The sequence below is a fragment of the Pelodictyon phaeoclathratiforme BU-1 genome (assembly GCF_000020645.1).
GTDB classification, from domain to species: domain Bacteria; phylum Bacteroidota; class Chlorobiia; order Chlorobiales; family Chlorobiaceae; genus Chlorobium; species Chlorobium phaeoclathratiforme.
Map to the genome: position 1 here is coordinate 1,727,590 of NC_011060.1, position 21,472 is coordinate 1,749,061.

A 21,472-nucleotide genomic window follows, 5' to 3' on the forward strand; every position below is an offset into this window, starting at 1 on the left:
AAATTCGCAACCCAAAGGAGGAATTACGGAATGTACAGAAACATTGCTGATTACGGGCTGATCGGGGATCTCCATTCTGTAGCCCTCGTCTCAAAAGATGGCTCCATCGACTACTGTTCCCTTCCATGGCTCGACTCCCCGACCATCTTCGCATCACTCCTTGATGATGAGCAGGGAGGCTTCTTCAGCCTCCAGCCCTCGGAACCCTTCAGCTCTGAACAGCAATACCTTGCCAACACCAATATTCTCTCTTGCAAATTCCGAACCAGAAGTGCCGAAGCGCTGCTCCAGGACTTTATGACGGTGGAAAATGGTGTTCACATAAAAAAAACAACCCATCGTATCCATCGCTGCCTGAAGGTCACTCAGAACAGCATGAGCTTTACACTCACCCTGAAACCCCGCCCGGATTACGCAAAAACAATACCATCCATTACAGAAGAGAGGAACAACCATTTTACGGTCAGATATGGAATCCATACCCTGACACTATCCATTGCCGGCGGTCATGTTCTTCCTCTCCACAATGCAGCAGGAAAACTCACACTGGCCTTGCAACTTGACGCTGGCGAGGAGGCACACATCGATCTGCTCTATGGAAATCAGGCAAACAGTGATCCCCTGCACTGTCCTTTTGAAGAAAACAAGATCTTCTGGCAGGATTGGGCACTCCTCTGCCTTGGAGAACGGTGCGCCTATCTCGGAGAGTTCAGTTCAATGATCAACCGCTCTCTGCTTCTGCTCAAACTGCTCACCTTTCAGCCGACCGGTGCCATTGCTGCAGCAGCAACAACCTCCCTTCCGGAAACCCTTGGAGGAGAACGGAACTGGGATTACCGCTTCAGTTGGCTGAGAGATGCCGCATTTACCCTCAAAGCACTCTTCGCCCTCGGTCACGTCAACGAAGCAGACAACTATCTCCGCTGGGTTCATGCCACTTACCGCAAATACGGAAGCCGTAATCTCCAAATCATGTACACCCTGCATGGCAATGACCGCCTCACAGAACAAGAGCTCGGCCATCTGAAAGGGTACCGCAATTCCCGCCCGGTAAGAATCGGCAACGACGCACATCGGCAAAACCAATGGGACATTTACGGTGAAGTGATGGATTCAGCCCTGCGACTTTCCGATTATGCAGGAAAAATTGATGAGGAACTCTGGCCGTTTTTCAGGGAAATCTGTACACTTGCCATTGAAAACTGGCAAAAACCTGATGACGGCATCTGGGAAGTACGCAATGGGCCACATCATTTCGTCTACTCAAAAGTCATGTGCTGGGTTGCCCTCGACCGCGGAATCACCATTGCCCGCCGTTTCGGCTTTGACGCACCCCTCAGTCGCTGGCTGCAAGAGCGCGACCGCATCAAAGAAGATATTCTGGCAAAAGGATTCGATCACACAGTAAACAGCTTTGTCCAGAAATACGGTTCTTCTGAACTTGACGCAAGCCTTCTGCTGCTGCCGATTGTTGGCTTCCTTCCCGCATCAGATGCAAGAGTGCAGGGAACCATCAACGCCTGCAAAGAGAGGCTGATGCACCAGGGTTTTCTACTCCGCTACAAGGCAGAAGACGGCCTGAAAGGAGAGGAGGGCGGATTTATACTCTGTAATTTCTGGCTTGTTGAGTGTCTGGCACTGTCAGGAAAAACCAGCGAAGCCCTGCAGTTACTCCATGAAACCGTGAGCGCATCGAACCATCTCGGCCTCTTTTCCGAGGAATTTGAGAGCACCAGGCATGAAATGCTCGGCAATTTCCCCCAGGCGTTCAGTCATATCGGCTATATCAATGCGGTTGCGGCAATTCTGGCGGCAGAGAAGCATCTCCATGAGGCAAAAAAAGAGAGCGCCCCTGGAAAAAAACAAAAAAAAATCATCCCCCTCCAGGTTACCCTGAACCCCCAACAGTCCGATCAACCTGAAGCAACCATCACTCTCGGTGCTGAGTTAAAAAAGAGACTTGGCCGACTGCAGGGTGCATTTTTCAATGCACAACGGGGAGTGGTCAATTACAACGCACTCAAACAATCCGAAGAGTTCAGCCACTACCTGCGACTGGCCGGGTCACTCAACAGCTTCAAACTCGAAATGCTCCGGAACGACGAAGAAAAAAAAGCTTTCTGGATCAACATCTACAACGTTCTCATTATTCACGGTGTCATTGAATTCGATATTCAGGGCTCAGTATTTGAAATCCCAAATTTTTTTGGCCGGATCGGATACACAATCGGCGGACTCTTTTTTACTCCTGATGATATTGAACATGGCATACTCCGCAGCAATCGACCACACACGCTCTTTCCCTTCAAGCCGTTTTCACCTCTTGATGAACGCCGCCACCTGATTGTTGCATCATTCGATTACCGTATCCATTTCGCGCTTTTCTGTTCATCCTCCTCCTGCCCTCCCATAGAGTTCTACGACGCAGCGCTCATTAACCGACAGCTTGAGACAGCCACAAAAAGTTTTATCAACCGTGGCGGAATAGAGATTGAGCACGAAACCAACACCCTCTGGATGTCGCTGATCTTTGAATGGTACCCTGAAGATTTCGGCAACAGTTCACGCGAAACAATCCTCTCACTGTTACCATACATGGATGCAGAAAAAAAAACCTGGATAGAACAACACATTGACACACTCTACCTTCGCCACCTGCCCTATAACTGGAATATGAACACGATCCTGCAATAGGGCAGCATCCGCTCTCTACTTCACCTTAAGCTCTTTCAGTTCGCTTTCAAGAGCATCAAGTTTCGCTTTCATGGCGCCAAGGTTACGCAGCATTGCCTCGTGCTTCAACTGATCACGCATGGGCTGCGCCGGATAACCACGCAGCGAGATACCCGGCTGAAGAAAGGATTTTGAAATTCCAGCCTGTGCAGCAACCTTGATGCCATCAGCAAGTTCGAGATGACCGGCAAATCCAGCCTGCCCGCCAATAATGCACTGACGTCCGACTGTTACGCTTCCGGAAATACCGGCCTGGGCGGCAATAACCGTATCATCACCAATGCGGCAGTTGTGAGCGATCTGGACAAGGTTATCGATCTTGGCACCCCTGCCGATAACCGTGCTGCCCATCGTTGCGCGGTCTATCGTAACATTTGCCCCGATTTCAACATCATCACCGATTTCAACAATACCCATCTGGGGAATCTTCACATAAGAACCATCACTCTGCGGAGCAAAACCAAAACCGTCAGCGCCAATGACACTTCCTGAATGAATGACCACCCGTTTGCCGATCAAGGTACCATCATAGCAGGTTACAGAGGGAAAAAGAACGGTATCATCACCAACAGAGACATCATGCAAAAGAACAACATGAGGAGCAATCACCGCATTGCTGCCGATCGAACAGCGATCACCAATAACGGCAAAGGCGCCGATCGAAACATCCTCACCAATCGAAACCCCCTCACCAATCACTGCCGTCGCATGAATACCTTTCGAGGCGATAGAACGAGGCAGAGCAAATTTTTTGAGTAGAAACACAAAGGCTGTATAAGGATCACTGACCTTGATAAATGAAGTGTTTTTACTGAACTCCTCAACAGAAACCGAGCGATGGACAAGAACGAGCGATGCTGCGGTTGAAGAGAGATATTTTATGTACTTCTCATTAGCCACAAAGCTCACCTGCCCCTGTTGCGCACTTTCAATCTTTGCCGGAGAAGAAACAACCCCCTCGCCACTCCCCTCCAGTTCAACAGAATCAAAAAATTGCTCCAGGTAGTGCTGAATATCCTTGATTGTCATATTTTTCAAGCCAATCACCTCACTTTAGAAAGAGGAAAAAATTAATTAATTTTTCGGCCTTTTTAATTATATTTGGCCTCCCCTGAATGTTTACCCCTGAAAAGGATCGAAAAACACTCCCGGGTTTTAACTGTACTGCCATAATATAACCCCTTTCACCCGAATATGCAGGACACGATGGCAAAACCCATTAAAATTTTCGCGGGACGCAGCAATCCGGCTCTCGCAGAAAAAATTGCTAAGTACCTCGACATGCCCCTTGGCAACGCAAAAGTCGAAAACTTTTCTGACGGGGAAATTTCGGTAAACTATTTTGAATCGATCCGTGGATCGGATATGTTCATTATTCAGTCCACCAATCCGCCAGGCGACAACCTGATGGAGTTGCTGATCATGATTGATGCTGCCAGAAGATCTTCAGCAGCAAGAATCACCGCAGTAATTCCCTATTACGGCTACGCCCGTCAGGACAGAAAAGATCGTCCCCGTGTCGCCATCACAGCAAAGCTCGTAGCAAACCTGCTCACCAAAGCAGGAGCACACAGAATTCTTACCATGGATCTGCATGCCCCGCAGATTCAGGGCTTTTTTGATATCCCGTTTGATCACCTCTACTCCAGTGTAATTCTGATCGATCATATCCGCGAAAGAGAATTTCGTGACAACCTCGTCGTCGCCTCCCCTGATGTCGGAGGTGTCAAACTTGCCCGCAAATTTGCTGAAGAGCTCGGTACCGACCTCGTGATTGTCGACAAACGCCGCCCTGCAGCCAACGTTGCTGAAGTAATGAACATTATCGGTGATGTTAACGGCAAAAACGTCCTCCTTGTTGACGACATGATCGACACTGCAGGCACCATTGTCAATGCAGCAAAAGCAATCCGTGAAGCTGGTGGCCTTAAAATCTATGCCGCAGCAACACACCCGATTCTTTCCGGACCAGCAATCAAAAGAATCGACGCATCAATACTTGAAAAGGTGATCGTAACCGATTCGGTCGTCACCAATCACGAATATTCAGCGAAAATTGAGACTGTAACCGTCAGCAATCTCATCGGTGAAGCTATCAAGCGTATTTACGAAGATGATTCTGTAAGCTGCCTGTTCGACAGCAAGAATATCATCGAAAAACTTACGAACCTTCATTAAACACAAGCGATAAAAGAGATAAAGGAAGAGCATGGAAACAATTGTATTAGGTGTAGAACCTCGCGTTATCAAAAAGAAAAATGCAGAAAAGCTGCGCAAGAACGGCATAGTCCCCGGTGTTATCTATCATAAAGGCGAAGAGACCATTGCTATAAGCGTCAATGAACTGGCACTCAGAAAATTGGTTCATTCAGCCGAATCACATATTATTGATCTTCAGTTCCCTGACGGAAAAATCAAACGTTCTTTTATCAAGGATGTTCAGTTTCACCCGGTTACTGACAGAATCATTCACACCGACTTCCAGCTCTTCTCTGCTGAGGAGATCATTGAACTCGAAGTACCGGTTGCTGTTTCCGGTGAAAGTGCCGGCGTTGAAAAAGGCGGAAAACTGCTGATTATCCTCCATGCGCTCACCATCAAAGGCAAACCGGAAGATATGCCCGACCACCTTGTTGTCGATGTTACGGCACTTGAAATCGGTCATTCAATCCATGTCAAAGAGATCCCCCTGGACGCCTATACCGGCCTGCAGATCATGGATGATCCCGACACTCCGGTCATTACCGTTCTTGCATCGAAAAAAGAGGCTGAAGCCACTCCCGAAGCGGCTGTCGCAACAGCAAGCTGAGAGCCTTTTAACTTCTGTTGACGAAACTGGTTCCTTACCATGCAAAGCTGCTTTTCCTCCCCGAAAAGCAGCTTTTTGTGGTTCAATGAAACACAGATTAACCGATAGCCACCAAAAGCTTGAAAACAGATCACAGCACACCATCACCCCTGCTGAACAAACAAACCGGTGCAGGAGAAAACCGATCACAAAAAGGAGTACGCATTTTTCTTTCGGCCACTCTCCTTGGCTTTGTGCTCATCCTGCTTATCCAGGCCGATCTTGTGCTGATCAGTTTTCGGTCACTCTTTACCGCAACAGCGCTCATACTCTCTGCACCGAAAGCATTCCAGGAGATCTTCAGCACCGAGATCCTTGAATTCTGGATAGCAGCCCTCTACCTTGTTGCCGTTCCGATCGTTCTGCTGCTCATTGCCCGAAAAAGATCATTACGCAAGAAAACACCTGAACTCCAAAAAAGCGAAGAACTGAGCATCGGCAAAATCAGCCTCAGGGCCTTCATGCGCCACACCATAGCTCTCTACGCTTCAGCCATTATTTTTCTCCTCTACTCGGCAGCATTCCTTGCTCCCTTCATCGCCCCCTTCAGCCCCTATGACCAGCAGGATTTTCTCGTCACCGCCTATCAGCCACCTCTCTCACGACTTGAGGCACTGATACTCCGCCAGCCAAAAAACCTGATCATCCCCCTGCAGAAAGGGAGCGGAACAACCGTTCAACTGGCCAACACTCTCATCAGCGATTTTCAGCTTCTGAAAACACGCAACGAACCCAACGCCATCCGATTTGTCAACGAATATCGCAGAGAGGGCAACAACGTCATCTACCGTCAGGGAATACGCACCAAAACCATCTCCCTCGCAGAGCTGGCTGGAGGCGGAAGAAGCAACATCGCCGTCACCCGTACCTTCATCCTTGGCACAGACCAGTATGGACGCGACATTCTCAGCCGCGTCATCTACGGCTCAAAAATTTCACTCTCTATCGGCTTTCTTGTTGTTTTAATCTCCGTCACCCTCGGCACCATAATCGGAGTATCATCAGGCTATTTCGGGGGCTGGATCGACGCACTCATGATGAGGATCGTTGATATCCTTATCGCCTTTCCGGCACTCTTTCTCATCCTCATCATCATCGCCACCTTCGGCAACTCCATCTACCTCATCGTCATCACCCTCTCCTTTACCGGCTGGATGGGTGTCGCAAGAATTGTCCGCAGTCAGGTACTCTCGCTCAAAGAACAGGAATTCATCCTCGCGGCAAAATCACTCGGCCTCTCCAGCATGAGAATCATCTTCCGCCACCTTGCGCCCAACACCCTCACCCCGGTCATCATAGCGGCAACGCTGCGGATCGGAAGCATTATCCTGACAGAAGCCGGACTCTCCTTTCTCGGCCTCGGTGTTCAGCCGCCAACACCAAGCTGGGGCAACATTATCAACGAAGGACGCGACAGCCTCCTGAACTACTGGTGGATATCAACCTTCCCCGGTATTGCCATTCTGACCACCGTGGTCTGCTTCAACCTCATCGGCGACGGCGTCCGCGATGCCCTCGACCCCAGAATGAGAGGATAGATAGTGCCTGAAAAGCTCAGTGCAGGGCAAATGCGAAACCCGTCAAATCAAGCACAACTCAGATAGATGCATTCGCTTCAGAAAGCCAGCGCATAGCAACCTCCGGATCGGTAAAAAAACGCAAGGTAAGGCCACGATTGACAACAACGTCCTCAAAAAAGCTTGCATCGCTCATAAACTTCGCATTGCAAACAAGAGCTACCTTCGCCAAAGCCGGAACATTTTCTGCAATAAATTCGGCTGCCTGATAGGTATCAAAAGTTCCAAGCCGATACTCAAGAGCAGTTTCATCGCAAAACACACGTGAAACACCCCCCTCCAGACTGGCATTGATAATGGCCAATCCATAGCCCTGAACTTCATCAAGACTCTCATCGAAACCGGAAGCACAAACAAAGAGGATGTCTCCATCGACTCTCATGGTATAGTGAATGCTCATACAACTACTTACTTTGGAGATCCAAGGCGCCATCGGGAAAAAATCCTGAACGAATCAGGTAGACAACGCGATCAGTTTCACACTCGAATCCGCCTCTACCTCAATGGGAAATGTATGCATTACATATTTCCCTGCCAATAGTTCACTGTACCACCACCTGCCGGGTTTTGCTGCGCACTTCGACTCCGGGACGGCTGGCGGCAAAGCGCTGCAAGAGAGCGAGGTGAGCCCGGGGAAGAAAAGAGCCGGGAACGAGGATGCAGCGCTTCGGCCTGGCGTAGTTCAGCCACGACGTTATCTGCTGCTGCTGTTTCGGGGCAAAACGGTAGACCCAAAGAAAGGCAATATCGGCTTTGTAAAGCTCCTCCTCCTTCAGGCGGCTGGTACCCGAGACAATGAGCAGCGAGCGCTCCCGACTCCAGAGCTTGAGCACCTTCTCCTCCGGGCGAATAACGACCATTGATGGAAGTAAAATAGTGCTGTCGGCCTGCAACATGTGACGAGCTGCGGGCGTTTTTGCGATGAGAGAGTCAGGGCTATAAAACTGCACGACCGCTTTGGGTGCGGCCATACCATACGCCGCGAGCTGCTCTGCAATGCGTTTCTGGTCACGCGCTGCCAGAGCTGCATCAATCTGCACGGTTTCACTGCCTGAGGAAAAGAGTGTAACAAGCCTCCTGCCAAGATTGACGGTCACCATATCGGGAGCAACAGGCGGGATACGAAGTGCAAAAGAGTACCAAAAGAGCAGGTTGAGACCAAGAAGCAAAGAGATGGCTACCCTCCCCCACGCTCTCTGAACGCTGAAAACGAGCAAAGCTGCGAGGGTAGCGTAATAGAGCCAAACTTCAATCGCATCGGGCCTGATGGTTATAGAGGCAAAGGGAAACTGGCTGAAATACAAAGCCGTACGAAGGGTAAGCTCTGCCAGAAAAAAGGAAGTTGCAGCAAAAAAAGAAGCCACATAGCCCGACACCAGATTAACCAAAAGCATCGGAACCAGAGCATACATCAGAAGGGTGGAAAAAAGTACCACAGGTATATTGGCAAGAATGCTGATAACCGAAAAAGTCCCGAAATAGTAAGCAATCACCGGCGAGACCCCGATAATAGCAGCAAGAGTAACCATCACACTGCTGAGCAAAAAGTGAGCGACGCCCCGCAATAACCCACCTTCTTTTTGCGGTGAAGCAATGAGATGGGGAGAGATCAGAAGAATGGCCAGCACCGCGCCATTGGTCATTAAAAATCCCGGATTCAGAAGATCGAAAGGGTCGAAAAGAAGAATGAGAAAATCAGCAACAGCAAGCGAATTAACCGGATAACTTTTCCGCCCGATCGTCGCTCCGCCAATCAGCACCAGAGACATGAGGGCTGCGCGTTTAACCGATGGAGAGTTGCCGGTCACAGAACTGTAGACGAGCAAAATAAAGGAAAAAATCACAAAAGAGATCCAGCGCCCTGCCGTGGTAACCTGGAAGCGCTGCAGGCAGATTTGAACAACAAGGGCAAGCATAACCATATTAAGCCCCGAAACAGCAAGGATATGCGCTGTACCCGTAAGCTTGAACGCCTCAATCACCTCCTCCGACATCGACTCTCTTTCGCCCGTAAGCACTCCGGCAGCAAGCTTTCGCTCCTCCCCATCCGGCAAAAGTTCTTCAAGGCTCTTCGTGATGTAGTTATAGACCGGCTTGACAACGAAACGATCAAATCCATTAAGCCCCGACTCCCCTTCATGCTGCACCTGCCAGGGCCCTGCAGAGTAAAATTGCACCGAAAGCTGCTTCATGCGAGCAGCTTTTCGGGGGTCAAATTCACCCCGATTGGATGCTTCAGGAACAAGATCGAGCTTCCCCTTCACCCGAACCATATCACCATAAGAAATAGTGATATCCGGCTTCCCCACACTGCGCATGAAGACCTTCGCCCGATCATGGAGCTTCACGATCTGCCCGTTTTCAAACAACTCTTCAACCTCCATCATCCAGCCAACTCCCGCGCCCGAAAAATGGGGCTGATCAACAATCCGCCCATACAGCAACACATTTTTACCGACAAAACGCAACAGCCCGTCACGGGCTGCATAATGAAGCCGGTAATCACTGCTCGCAGCAAAAGAGAAAAAGAGGAAAAGCAGATAACCGATGGAAGTGAAAAAAAGCGGATATGGAGCTTTATTCCTGACCCGTTCATACAGCAACCCGGCCAGAAGCACAAGAAGAGCAAAGAGACAAAAAAGCAGCCACCCCTCAACAGGAAGGGGCAGATTTACGCCCGCAAGAATCCCCAACACAACCAGAGCAAGCAGCCGTACCGCCGGGTATGGCGCGAGGGAAAGCTGCAGAGAGTACCGCAGCTCCTTTATTTTTTCTACGTTAGGCAAATCATTGTTTTTGTATATTCTTTTTTTTCATTCAAGCCTCTAAACGTCACACTCTGCATGCTTGTCAAAGAAATACTGAACTCTGCCGCCAAACCTGTCTTCAGTTTTGAGTTTTTTCCCCCGAAAAAAGATGAAGAGTGGGAAACACTGTTTGAAACCATTGCAGCGCTCTCACCACTCCACGCATCCTATGTCAGCGTAACCTACGGAGCCGGAGGATCGACCCGATCAAGAACCCATAACCTGGTAACAAAGATACAGAAAGAGACCGGTCTGACCGTCGTATCACACCTCACCTGCATCTGCTCCGACCAAGAGGAGACCGGAGCCATTCTGCGAAACTATCAGGAGCACGGCATCAATAACGTCCTTGCCCTGAGAGGTGACAAACCAGCCGGGACAACCTCAATGGCTGATGCCATCAAGGATTTCCCGTATGCCATAGACCTGGTTCGCTTCATAAAAAAAGAGTACCCCGACTTCGGTATCGGCGTTGCAGGCTTTCCAGAAGGGCACCCCGAAACACCAAACCGGATGAAAGAGATCGAATATCTGAAAGAAAAAGTTGACGCCGGAGCTGACTACATTGTCACACAACTCTTTTTCGATAACCACGATTACTTCGACTTCGTTGAGCGCTGCGCCCTTGGCGGCATTACCGTGCCCATCATCCCGGGAATTATGCCCATCACCACACGAAAAGGGATGATCAGAATGTCGGAACTGGCACTTGGTGCAAGAGTGCCCGCCGCTCTGCTGAAAAAAGTACTCACTGCAGCAAATGACGACGAAGTTGCTTCAGTCGGAATTGAGTGGGCTACAAATCAGGTTCAGGAGCTCATCGACCATCATATCAAAGGCATCCACTTCTACACCCTGAACATGGCCGATGCAACCCTTAAAATCTTCAACAACATCCACCAGTAACCCCGTCCAACCATCCGGAGCGACCCGCTTTCAGGTCAGCTCATTCTGCACAAGCTGTTCCAGCGTTTCACGTTTACGCACCAGCTTGACTTCACTCCCGTTCACCAGAACCTCTGCAGGGCGAAGCCGGCCATTATAATTGCTGCTCATAACGGCAGCATAAGCGCCTGCAGACATCACCGCAAGCAACTCACCCTCTTCTGCCGCTCCAATCGCCCGATGACGGGCAAAAAAATCACTCGACTCACAAATCGGGCCAACAACATCGGCAATAACCTCTTCCTCATGAAACGTTACCGACTGAACTTCATGATGCGACTGATAGAGCGCCGGACGAATCAGTTCAGTCATCCCCGCATCGACCACAAAAAACTGCTTGCCGGTATGATTACTCTTTTTATAGAGAATTCTGGTCAACAAAACCGAAGCATTGGCAACCAGATAGCGTCCCGGTTCAAAAATCACCTTCACATCAAGAGGCAACAGCATCGGAACCAGCTTTTCAGCAAAATGTTCAATCGGGGTTGCCGGTTTCAGGGGGTCGTAGGTTACCGGAAAACCACCGCCGATATCAAGAAATTCGATGGCAAAACCAAGCTCTCTGGATGCCTTGAAAATCGCCAGCAGCTTCACCGTAGCCGCCACATAATATTCCGGATCAAAAATCTGCGACCCGATATGCATATCAAGCCCCACAAGCTTGATATTCGGCAAGCGGGAAAGCAGCGAAAATACCGTCGAGAGCTCAGCCTCATCAATACCAAACTTCTCCTTGCTGTCGCCAGTGGTAATATAGGGGTGGGTCTCAGCCGTCACATTCGGATTGATCCGTATTGCAACAGAAGCTGTTAAACCAAGCTCTCCTGCAATCCGGTCAATAGCCCGCAGTTCCGAGAGCGATTCAGCTTTCAGCATAAGTACCCCGCTCTGCAGGGCATAAACAATCTCATCCTCTCTCTTGCCAACCCCGGCAAAAATGATTTTATCAGGAGAAACACCAGACTGCAATGCCCGATAGAGTTCTCCGGCGGAATTAACATCACACCCACAGCCAAGTTCAGCAAGCGTACGAATCACACTGAGATTATAGTTGGCCTTGACTGAATAGCAGGTAAAATGGGGCAGCGCCTCAAAAGCGCACTCGAAAGCCTTATAACTTTCGATGACGCTTCTCCTCGAGGTCACAAAAAGAGGAGTTCCAAAATTGGCGGCAAGCTCTTCAAGTTTGACGTCATCACAGCAGAGCGTCGTACCGGTATAGCGAAAAAAATTACTGTCAAGCACGGTTGCAGTTACCTGTTAAAGGGTTATAAAGTGAGAAAAATAGCTTTTCTCCCGTTATCATGGAAAGAAAAAACCCATTACTTGCAAAATCACCTTTTAGGTTTTATATTCACAGCTCTTTACAATTTCACACCTGATTGAGGTTTACCATGGCAAAAGGAAAAGAAAACAGAATCGTTATCACCCTTGAATGTACCGAAGCAAAAAAAGAGGGAAAAACGGTCTCAAGATATACCACAACAAAAAACAAGAAAAATACCACAGAACGTCTTATCTTGAAGAAGTATAACCCCAATATGCAGCGTCATACCCTGCACAAGGAGATCAAATAAGATTTTTTCTGTACTGGTCTGAGCATAACGCAATGCCCGAATGGCGGAATTGGTAGACGCACGCGTTTCAGGGACGCGCGCCGCAAGGTGTAGGAGTTCGAGTCTCCTTTCGGGCACACAACAATCTTCCCAGGCGATATGCACGTGAATACGCTTAACAACATATCATCAGTCGATTCAGCTCAGACCAGGTTTTTCACATACAACGCACAGGTATGCACCTTTTCTTGAGAGGGTGCTTTTTTTTGTTCCTATAATAATCCAAAATATCAGCCGTAGTGGATCATACCAAAATAAACCTCCTTGTCAGGCTTCAGCACCTTGACAATCAGATAGAAAGCATCGTCAGCCTTCAAAAAGGGCTGCCGGAAGAGATTGATGCTCTGGATGAAGACCTGGTATTTACCACCCGCCAGATCGAATCACGAAAAAAAATAGCCGACGAACATCTGAAAACACGCTCTCGATTGCACGAAACGATCAATGAGTGCAAGAACAAGATCCTGAACTTCAAGGAGAAGCAGACACTCGCCCGCAACAACAAGGAATATGACGCACTCTCAAAGCAGATTGAATATGAAGAAAAAGAGATAGCGCAAGCCGAAATCCAGCTTCAGGATATCGTCCATACTATACAGCGGGCACAGGAAATCCAGAAAAAAGGACGGCAGCTCATTGCAGAAAATCGCTATGACGAAATTACGGAAGAGATGATGCCCGACGACATCCTGCATCAGCAGCTTGAAGATCTGAAAAAACAGGTGGACCAGAAAAGAGAAGAGCTGGAAAGCATTGTCATTGAAACAGCAGAGGATGTTAATTTGCTGAAAAAAAAGGTAATGGAACAACGGGCACTGATTACCAGCGAAGCAAAAAGACTGCTCGACAAATATGACCATCTCAGAAGCGGCACCTTACAGAATGCGGTTGTCAGCCTGAACCGCAACGCCTGTTCCGGATGCAACACGAGGGTTCCAACCAATCGTCACACCATGATTGTACAGGGCGGATTCTACCTTTGTGAATCTTGCGGTCGCATTGTGGTTCATGAGCGGCTCTTTGAAGAGGCTGAATAAAATAATGGTACACGCGTTTCTGAATATGAACGCACTCTCTTTCATGATGGTTCTTTGAAAAGCTGAAACCGCAAGTGTGCAGTCGCCGTGCAGCCCATCCGGGCTGTGCAGAGGAAAGTCCGAACTTCACAGGGCAGGGTGCCGGTCGAGAGTTGCAAAACTCAAGCCCGGGGATAACGGCGCAAGCCGCTTGTCACAGAAAGCGCAACAGAAAACAGACCGCTTCGGGCAACCGGAGTAAGGGTGAAACGGGGGTGTAAGAGACCACCAGACATGACAGTAATGGCATGTGCTTGGCAAACCTCCCCGAAGCAAGGCTAAATAAGAGGACTTTTCCCCCAGGGGAAAAAGAGCGGCCCGTTCAATTCCGCAAGGAGAGTTCTCGGGTAAGCCGCATCAGATAAATGGCTGCAGTCTTACCCGGTCTCCGGGTAATTCACAGAATTCGGCTTATAGCTTACGGTTTCAGCTTTTTTTATCCCCCCTCCCCTTTCCGCATCACATTGGTAATCCACCTTCACGAAACAGATTGTGAAATCCCCACATGGAACCAAAAATGAGACTCAAAACTGCCATAATAAGCCCCACCACAACAGAAAAAATAAACATGGCAGGAATACTGGCGAATACCCACTTCACCATAAACAGCACCATCGACCAGAAAGGCATACGAATATCGGTAACCACCACCTTCTGTTCATCATGAATTTTTTTATCGTCCATAACCACTTTTTATTTAACGATTACAAAGCTCCTCCCCTCTCATCAAAAGAACGTACAAAAATGAGAGCATAAGAGTGCGCATTACACAGGAATCCCGTCTTATACTCAAGAGGAAAAAAATATCGTGACGATCCGCTTTTAAAAGCTTACCGCAGTTCCCTTTGACGCCTGAACACGCATCAACTCCATCCAGCCGGAACCCGACCGCTTTTCAGCCAGAGCCACAACAATATGCTGTGGCTCAATGCCCAGGTCAAGATTTCTTCCAAGTCCCTGCACGCACGAAGGGCAATTGGTCAGAATGACAGCCCTCTCTTTTCCATGCATAAGCTCCGTAATGGCATCCCGTTTACGGTGAAGCATGGAATCGGTAATATCCGGACGCGACAACGCCAGCGTTCCCGCCTCAGAACAGCAGTGCGCTACAGCGGTCACACTGCCGAACCCACCCAGCTTATGCAGCGTTTCCCGAGCCTTTCCCGAAAGCGAATCGTGACATGGAGCGTGATAGAGATAATCTCCTTTGCCATCAAGCTTCATCCCTTTATCAAAGGCAAAAGCCGCAATATCGACGATCTTTCCGCCAAAAATCTTGCCGGTTTCAATCGCATCAAGCCCCTCCATACAGGTACCACAGGTCACCACACAGGCATCAAAATCGAGATAGGAGAACATCTCCCTGATCTGGCTGAAAAGCACGGTATTACGCAGCACAATACTCGAATACTGGTCGCTCTTTGCATTCACATGCGCCGGAAAACCACAGCAGAGAAATGGAGGAGGCAGCACCACCCTTGCACCAAGCTCAAGCAGCAGATGCAGCGCCGCCATAGAGATGGTAGAATTCATGCGCTCGGAACCACATCCCGGAAAGTAAAACACATTACTCGTCACCTCACCCGCAGGCTCAAAAACCAGCACCTGATCGGGGCCACACTCCGGCAAAACATCACGCAAGGTACCCTCAGGAACTGGTGGCACCGCAGAGCGCAACAGACGAAGCGGATAAAGAACCGGATTATTATTTTCCAACTGTAAAGAGGAAGAGAGCCTGTTACCCGCACGCTGAACCGCCCCGCCAACCCGCAGCACCGAACGGCGAAACAGGGCATTAAACACCGGCGAACGACTTTCGAGATAACGCAAGGTCAACTCAGTAACCGGAGAGGAGTGCTTGAAACCCCACTCCGACAGAATTTCACGCTCCAGCACCGAAACCTCCCCGCTGTCGATATCCACCGGACAGGGCTTAAGACATTTGTGACAGATGGTACAGTGATCGGCCACCTCTTCAAGCCATTGCAGAAGGGCAAAGTCGGTAGTCCGCTCCCGCTGGGCATCAAAAAGAAGCGCCTCAATCAGCGACCCTATCGCCAGATTCTTGTTTCTTGGATGATAAAACATTCCCCGCGAGGGATAATAGACACAGCAATCCATCTTGCATTTACCACACCGAATACAGTAATCGACCTTTTTTGAAAGCTCCGCAATCTGGGCTCGCCTGAGAATATGCGCCTCAAGTTCAAGCAGATTGAATGAGGGGGTAAAAATGGAGTCAAGCACCTCATAATCATCAAGCTTGCCAGGATTCATAATCCCCTTCGGATCAACCCGGCGACGATACATCGACAACTCTTCAACAATGGCCGGATCAAGATACTTCAGTTTGGTAACCCCAATACCATGCTCGCCCGACACCACACCACCAAGAGAGACCACCTTTTCCATAACATGGTCGATCACCTTGTCTGCCCGCTCAAGCATGGGCCTGTCATTTGAAAGTACCGGCACATTGACATGCACATTGCCATCGCCCGCATGCATGTGCGTAGCCAGCACAATGCGACGATCACGAACATGCAGGTATGCGCCATCAAGGGCTGCCTGCATATCAGGATACCCCTGCACCAGCTCTCCAAGCTCACTGCAAAGCTCCTGCACAACAGCAAGCGAACGGAGCGACTCCTCAGGCTCTGCATCGATCTTTGAGCTGAACAGTTGGCAAAGCTCAACCCCGGCAGGAATCTTTGAGGCAAACTGGCCACCATCCTCGCTTACTTTCGAAGTTTCAAGCAGAGCGCGTGCACGCTCCACAAATCGATGCTGCGCATACCGCTCCTCCTCAATATTGAGATGATCAATAAAACGGGCAAACTCTGCCAACGCTTCAAGCGGAATAACAATATCCTCGTTAAGTTTGAACGCATTGGTTCGCCGGGCAATAGCGCCAAGCTTTTTACGGTCAGCCCAGAAGCGGACACCCTCCGCACTATCCCTTGCAAGAAACATCAAGGTATTTGGATGGGGATCGAGCAGCCGTTCCACCCGCTCCACACCGCACTCCACCTCCGCTACGCTGTTACCGGCAATATCAATCAGCAGCACCGCCTTCGGTGTCTGGGCACGGGGCGCCTTTACCTTGTAATCAATAGCCCGGATATACTCATCATCAAAATGCTCAAGAGCAAGCAAAGCCTCACGATTTTCGGAATGGAGCGGAAATATTTTCGAAAGCTCAAGAATCACCCGGCTTGCCTCATCCATATCAGGCCCAAAAAACTCAAGGCAGAGCGTCCTCTTTTCCGGGTACTTCGGATAGAGCACAAAAAGAGCCGAGGTGATCACCCCGTCCGTACCCTCCTTCTGCAAACCGGGTACTCCCCCGAGCGCCTTATTGGTAATATCCTTCCAGAGCCCTTTTTTACGAATATCAGTTCCGAGCAGTTCAATACGATCAATCCTCTTGCCCGACTCATTCCACACCTCAAAAACGACGGTATCCTCATGCATAATTTTCCGCAACCGATGATCAGCACGCTTTACCGTCCAGTTTTCTCCCGAAGGCATCGCCATCCGCCACTCAAGCAGGTTGTCGATACAGGTACCCCAGCGAACCGCCATCTTTCCACCGGCATTTTCCGCAATATTGCCCCCGATTGTACAAGCCCACTCACTGGTGGGATCGGTAGCAAACACAAGACCCTGCTCATCAGCCGCCTCCATCGCATGTTCAGTAATCACACCCGCTTCAACGTCAATCACTGACGCCTGGCATATCTGACCATTTTCCAGTTGAAAATCACGCACCGAAACACCCCGGATGCGGTTCAGTTTTTCCATATTAATAATCACACACTTCGAGCGCAACGGCACCGCCCCTCCGGTCAGCCCTGTACCGGCGCCCCGAGGAATAATATTGAGGCCAAGCGCAGCAATCGCCGTAATCAGCGGAGCAACCTGCGACTCCTGATCAGGCGTAACCACTGCCGAAGGAAGATGAAGCCTCCAGTCGGTAGCATCGGTAGCATGTGCGGCAAGAGAAAAAGGATCAAAAAGCACATTTTTCACCCCCACAACAGCGCCAAGCTCCCGCTTCATTCGCCGACGAAGTTCAGGCGTCTTCTCAACAGCCAAACGAAACCGCTCAAGTTGCTCACGCAGAGCCGCCACAATAGCCGAAACCCTCTCTTCACCATTGGCCATCTCAACAATCGTATCAAGCTCGGCAGAGGCCCTCTCAAAAAGACGACGGCGTCGGGTTGAAGAGTTCACCAGCTCCTGAAAGAGATAGGGATTACGGCGGTGAATAAGAATTTCACCAATAATACCCATAAGCAAGCGTGCCGACCTTCCGGTAACGCGCAGATCGCGCAGCTCATCAAGCATCTGCACAATATCCCGACCGAGCAGGAACGATATTGCCTGCCGATCACCTGCGGAAGTATAATTGAATGGTATCTCACGTGGAACAATCGTCGAAGGGTTCACCATTATCGAGCCTGTTGATGTTAAAAGCAATAACTTATGTTCTATAAAGTAACAAACCGGACTCAAAGTTGAACATGCAACAAAAGAAATGCTTGCGATTGCCCAGGGAATTTTCCTTTTTCAACAAGTTTCCTGGCCTGTCAAGAGCAGCAAGCATATGGGTCACACAACTCACGGCAACATCTTTCAAAAAAAAGCTGGCGCAAGAACACCGGAACACTGCGGCCTCCCTCTTTACGGCTCTTTTATTAACTGATAAAACATAATACAATCAGCTATATTGGAAGATTCGGAAATGAAGATGATGAAACTTTCCCGGCACAAAACACGGCAAAGTTATCTCAGCGCAGATAAGGTACCTTTCAGAACTTTTGCTGCCGAATACGGATAAAAGTTTTCAAAACAAAGATGTATCATGACAAAAACCCCCGCAAGCAGCCAGAAAATTAAAGCAAGTGAAGAGCATGCACTCAAGAGTGAAGAAAAAATTCCTTTCCCGGTCGTCGGCATTGGCTCTTCGGCCGGTGGACTTGAAGCGCTCGAACTGTTTCTGAAGCATGTTCCTTATCCCTGCGGCATGGCCTTTGTTATCATACAGCACCTTGACCCGACGCACAAGGGAATTATGGTTGAACTGCTTCAGCGGGAAACGGCAATGCCTGTCTGCCAGGTCAGCGACAATCTTGAAATCGAGCCGGATCATGTCTATCTGATTCCTCCGAACCAGGACATGTCGATACTGCACGGGAAATTGTTTTTACTTGACATGGTCAAACCACGTGGTCTTCGACTTCCTATTGATTTCTTTTTTCGTTCAATGGCCGATGACCTTAAACAGCATTCCATCGGCGTGATTCTCTCTGGAATGGGTTCCGATGGCACACTTGGACTACGCGCCATCAAGGAAAAAGGTGGTGGAGTATTTGTACAGGATCCAGCTTCCGCGAAGTTTGACGGAATGCCGCGAAGCGCTATTGACGAAGGACTGGCTGACGTTATCGTACCAGCAGAAAATCTTCCCTCAAAAATCATTGCTTATGTAAAACATCTTCCCGTCATCTTAAAACCGGCCTTAACCATCGAGGAGCAGGCACTGAGCTCGCTGAAAAAAATCATTATTCTGTTTCGAACACAGACCGGACATGATTTTTCACTCTACAAGAAAAACACGATTTATCGCCGCATCGAACGGCGCATGGGTATTCACGAAATTGAAAAAATCTCTACCTATGTCCATTTTTTACAGACGAATCCCCAGGAAATCGAGCTGCTTTTCAAGGAGCTGCTGATAGGGGTAACCAGCTTTTTCCGGGATCCTGATGCCTGGGAAATTCTTAAAAAAGATGGCATACCCTCCATTCTCGCATCCCGTCCATCTGGCGGTATTATTCGGGCCTGGGTGGCAGGATGTTCAACAGGTGAAGAGGCCTATTCCCTCGCGATTGTCTTCAGAGAAGTCCTTGCAACAACAAAGCATCCCGGCAATTTCAAGCTCCAGATCTTTGCAACAGACCTCGACAAAAATGCCATTGAAAAAGCCCGAACAGGAATCTATCCATCCAATATTACTGCTGATGTTTCTGCGGAGCGTATCAGTCAATACTTTGAAAAAGATGACCGGGGCTACAGAATTACAAGAGCGATTCGCGAAACCATTGTCTTTGCTCCCCATAACGTTATTATGGATCCACCCTTCAGCAAGGTCGATATTCTCGTTTGCCGCAATCTGCTGATTTACATGGAGCAAGAGCTGCAGAAAAAACTGATCCCGTTATTTCATTACAGCCTTAATCCCGGCGGAATCCTCTTTCTTGGAAGCGCTGAAACAATCGGATACTGTGGCCAACTGTTTCAGACTCTTGACAGCAAGGCCCGTCTTTTCCGTCATATGCATCAGGCAGAGAGGGCTGAGTATGTTGATTTCCCCGCATCTTTTACCCATCCTTTACACGACAGTTCAACTCTTCCGGTCACACAGGGCAAACCGATGACATCCGATCTCAACCTGAGTACCATATGCGATAAGCTCCTGCTCCAGTATTATACTCCCGCAGCAGTACTGACCAATGAGCATGGCGACATTCTCTACATAAGCGGTCGTACAGGGAACTACCTCGAACCAGCAGCAGGAAAAGCAAACCTGAACATCTTCGCAATGGCAAGGGAAGGGATTGGCTATGAGCTGAATATTCTGATCAGAAATGTGCTCCGCGAGAAAGGCGAGATTTCCAAAACGGGAGTGGCAGTCGGAACAAACGGAGGAACAAAAATCATTGACCTGACCGTCAGGTTGATTGAAAAACCGGATTCCCCTAAAAACATGCTCATGATTGTTTTTACCGAAGTTGCAAAAAAAACAGCAGAAAATCTGGATCAGAATCCCGTTGCAGATTTCAATGACCGGAGGCTTGCCTCACTTGCTGAAGAACTCAAACAAGCAAAAGAGGAAATTATCACCATACGTGAAGAGATGCAGACCTCGGAGGAGGAACTGAAAAGCACGAATGAAGAGATGCAGTCAGCCAATGAGGAGATGCAGAGTACCAATGAAGAGTTAACCACATCAAAAGAGGAGATGCAGTCGCTGAACGAAGAGCTGCAGACGGTTAACCATGAACTGCAATCAAAAGTGACTGACCTTTCACAGGCCAACAATGACATGAAAAACCTGCTGAACAGCACGGACATTGCAACACTTTTTCTTGATGATGAGCTCAACATACGACGCTTCACCAACCGGACATCATCCATCATCAAACTCATTGCAAGCGATGTTGGACGTCCCATAACCGATATTGTTACCGAACTGCAATATCCTGCACTGCTTGAAGATGCCCGCGAGGTTCTTCATACTCTTGTTTTCAGTGAAAAACAGGTTTCTGCAAGTAACAATCGGTGGTTTAGCGTCAAGATCATGCCCTATCGAACACAGGAAAACCGTATTAACGGCCTGGTAATTACCTTTACTGATATCACTGTCGCCAAGAAACTCGAAACAAGTCTGCGAGAGATTGAGAAGAGTTTCCGTTTTGTGATTGACACCATGCCTGTTGCGATTATCGTTCATCAGGCCGAAGGATGTATTACAATGACAAATCAAGAGGCCGAGCGAATTACAGGAATTTCCATGAAAGAGATGCTCGGTAAAAATATTGCCGATCTTGGATGGAAACTGCTCAAGGCAGACGGCTCAGAATTGCCTCCCGAGGAAAACCCTGTTGTGGACGCATTGCGCTCCGGCAAGACGATAAACGGAGTCGTTATCGGCATTATCCACGCCCAGGATCGCAAAACACGATGGATTAAAATCAGTAACTCGAACAGATTACAAGATGAAGAGGACAAAAACAGCCACCTCTTTACAACATTTTTTGAAATAAATAACCCGAATTCCTGAAAAAATTTGATTCCGGAAAAA

Annotated in this window: 14 protein-coding genes, 1 tRNA gene and 1 other RNA gene; 10 read left to right on the forward strand and 6 right to left on the reverse strand. The window is 48.9% G+C overall.

All coding sequences use genetic code 11. The annotated features are described in order from the left end of the window. The first annotated feature begins 30 nt into the window (after nt 1-30). Nucleotides 31-2,694: a glycoside hydrolase family 15 protein gene (locus PPHA_RS08120; protein WP_012508364.1), complete on the forward strand. Its 2,664-nt coding sequence runs from the start codon at nt 31-33 to the stop codon at nt 2,692-2,694. Between the two features lie 15 nt (nt 2,695-2,709). Here the strand turns inward: PPHA_RS08120 and lpxD are convergent, their stop codons facing one another. Beyond that, nucleotides 2,710-3,762 carry a UDP-3-O-(3-hydroxymyristoyl)glucosamine N-acyltransferase gene (lpxD, locus tag PPHA_RS08125; protein WP_012508365.1) on the reverse strand — a complete coding sequence of 351 codons (1,053 nt, stop codon included), beginning with the start codon at nt 3,760-3,762 and terminating at the stop codon, nt 2,710-2,712. 177 nt (nt 3,763-3,939) lie between these two features. Here lpxD and PPHA_RS08130 point away from each other — a divergent pair, with 177 nt between their 5' ends. From PPHA_RS08130 to PPHA_RS08140, 3 genes are all read left to right on the forward strand, one after another. Further along, nucleotides 3,940-4,911 carry a ribose-phosphate pyrophosphokinase gene (locus PPHA_RS08130; RefSeq protein WP_012508366.1) on the forward strand — a complete coding sequence of 324 codons (972 nt, stop codon included), beginning with the start codon at nt 3,940-3,942 and terminating at the stop codon, nt 4,909-4,911. Nucleotides 4,912-4,942: 31 nt separating this feature from the next. Further along, nucleotides 4,943-5,542, forward strand: a complete 600-nt coding sequence (locus tag PPHA_RS08135) for a 50S ribosomal protein L25/general stress protein Ctc (protein ID WP_012508367.1) — start codon at nt 4,943-4,945, stop codon at nt 5,540-5,542. 119 nt (nt 5,543-5,661) lie between these two features. Then, nucleotides 5,662-7,119, forward strand: coding sequence for an ABC transporter permease (locus PPHA_RS08140; protein ID WP_012508368.1), 1,458 nt, complete (start codon nt 5,662-5,664; stop codon nt 7,117-7,119). A 58-nt stretch (nt 7,120-7,177) separates the two neighbouring features. Here PPHA_RS08140 and PPHA_RS08145 read toward each other — a convergent pair whose 3' ends face one another. Further along, on the reverse strand, nt 7,178-7,558 hold the full coding sequence (locus tag PPHA_RS08145) for a hypothetical protein (protein ID WP_041526487.1): 381 nt from the start codon (nt 7,556-7,558) through the stop codon (nt 7,178-7,180). Nucleotides 7,559-7,700: 142 nt separating this feature from the next. Continuing rightward, a complete protein-coding gene (locus PPHA_RS08150; protein WP_012508370.1) occupies nt 7,701-9,944 on the reverse strand; it encodes a ComEC/Rec2 family competence protein in 2,244 nt (747 codons plus the stop codon). Between the two features lie 57 nt (nt 9,945-10,001). Between PPHA_RS08150 and metF the strand changes: the two genes are divergently transcribed. Continuing rightward, nucleotides 10,002-10,871 (forward strand): methylenetetrahydrofolate reductase [NAD(P)H], encoded by an 870-nt coding sequence (metF, locus tag PPHA_RS08155; protein WP_012508371.1) that lies wholly within the window; start codon nt 10,002-10,004, stop codon nt 10,869-10,871. A 30-nt stretch (nt 10,872-10,901) separates the two neighbouring features. Here the strand turns inward: metF and lysA are convergent, their stop codons facing one another. Continuing rightward, complete coding sequence (gene lysA / locus PPHA_RS08160) at nt 10,902-12,155, reverse strand: diaminopimelate decarboxylase (protein ID WP_012508372.1); 1,254 nt, start codon at nt 12,153-12,155, stop codon at nt 10,902-10,904. Between the two features lie 149 nt (nt 12,156-12,304). Here lysA and rpmG point away from each other — a divergent pair, with 149 nt between their 5' ends. The 4 genes from rpmG to rnpB all read left to right on the forward strand — a co-directional run bounded on the left by rpmG (nt 12,305) and on the right by rnpB (nt 14,032). Beyond that, complete coding sequence (gene rpmG / locus PPHA_RS08165) at nt 12,305-12,487, forward strand: 50S ribosomal protein L33 (RefSeq protein WP_012508373.1); 183 nt, start codon at nt 12,305-12,307, stop codon at nt 12,485-12,487. Nucleotides 12,488-12,521: 34 nt separating this feature from the next. After that, nucleotides 12,522-12,603 (forward strand) — tRNA-Leu (locus tag PPHA_RS08170). A gap of 162 nt (nt 12,604-12,765) precedes the next feature. Beyond that, nucleotides 12,766-13,563: a zinc ribbon domain-containing protein gene (locus PPHA_RS08175; protein WP_012508374.1), complete on the forward strand. Its 798-nt coding sequence runs from the start codon at nt 12,766-12,768 to the stop codon at nt 13,561-13,563. Between the two features lie 66 nt (nt 13,564-13,629). Then, nucleotides 13,630-14,032, forward strand: an RNA gene (gene rnpB, locus PPHA_RS14785) — RNase P RNA component class A. Between the two features lie 29 nt (nt 14,033-14,061). Here rnpB and PPHA_RS08180 read toward each other — a convergent pair. Both PPHA_RS08180 and PPHA_RS08185 read right to left on the reverse strand, forming a co-directional pair. Next, nucleotides 14,062-14,286 (reverse strand): hypothetical protein, encoded by a 225-nt coding sequence (locus tag PPHA_RS08180; protein ID WP_012508375.1) that lies wholly within the window; start codon nt 14,284-14,286, stop codon nt 14,062-14,064. Nucleotides 14,287-14,424: 138 nt separating this feature from the next. Next, on the reverse strand, nt 14,425-18,057 hold the full coding sequence (locus tag PPHA_RS08185; protein ID WP_012508376.1) for a DUF3683 domain-containing protein: 3,633 nt from the start codon (nt 18,055-18,057) through the stop codon (nt 14,425-14,427). Nucleotides 18,058-18,469: 412 nt separating this feature from the next. Here PPHA_RS08185 and PPHA_RS08190 point away from each other — a divergent pair, with 412 nt between their 5' ends. Continuing rightward, complete coding sequence (locus tag PPHA_RS08190; RefSeq protein WP_012508377.1) at nt 18,470-21,451, forward strand: chemotaxis protein CheB; 2,982 nt, start codon at nt 18,470-18,472, stop codon at nt 21,449-21,451. The last annotated feature ends 21 nt before the right edge of the window (nt 21,452-21,472 follow it).

Coding starts and splice junctions, on each gene's coding strand:
- PPHA_RS08180 (WP_012508375.1), bottom strand. CDS start 14,286: ATGGACGATAAAAAAATTCATGATGAACAGAAGGTGGTGGTTACCGAT.
- PPHA_RS08130 (WP_012508366.1), top strand. CDS start 3,940: ATGGCAAAACCCATTAAAATTTTCGCGGGACGCAGCAATCCGGCTCTC.
- PPHA_RS08120 (WP_012508364.1), top strand. CDS start 31: ATGTACAGAAACATTGCTGATTACGGGCTGATCGGGGATCTCCATTCT.
- metF (WP_012508371.1), top strand. CDS start 10,002: ATGCTTGTCAAAGAAATACTGAACTCTGCCGCCAAACCTGTCTTCAGT.
- PPHA_RS08135 (WP_012508367.1), top strand. CDS start 4,943: ATGGAAACAATTGTATTAGGTGTAGAACCTCGCGTTATCAAAAAGAAA.
- rpmG (WP_012508373.1), top strand. CDS start 12,305: ATGGCAAAAGGAAAAGAAAACAGAATCGTTATCACCCTTGAATGTACC.
- PPHA_RS08145 (WP_041526487.1), bottom strand. CDS start 7,558: ATGAGCATTCACTATACCATGAGAGTCGATGGAGACATCCTCTTTGTT.
- PPHA_RS08185 (WP_012508376.1), bottom strand. CDS start 18,057: ATGGTGAACCCTTCGACGATTGTTCCACGTGAGATACCATTCAATTAT.
- lpxD (WP_012508365.1), bottom strand. CDS start 3,762: ATGACAATCAAGGATATTCAGCACTACCTGGAGCAATTTTTTGATTCT.
- PPHA_RS08190 (WP_012508377.1), top strand. CDS start 18,470: ATGACAAAAACCCCCGCAAGCAGCCAGAAAATTAAAGCAAGTGAAGAG.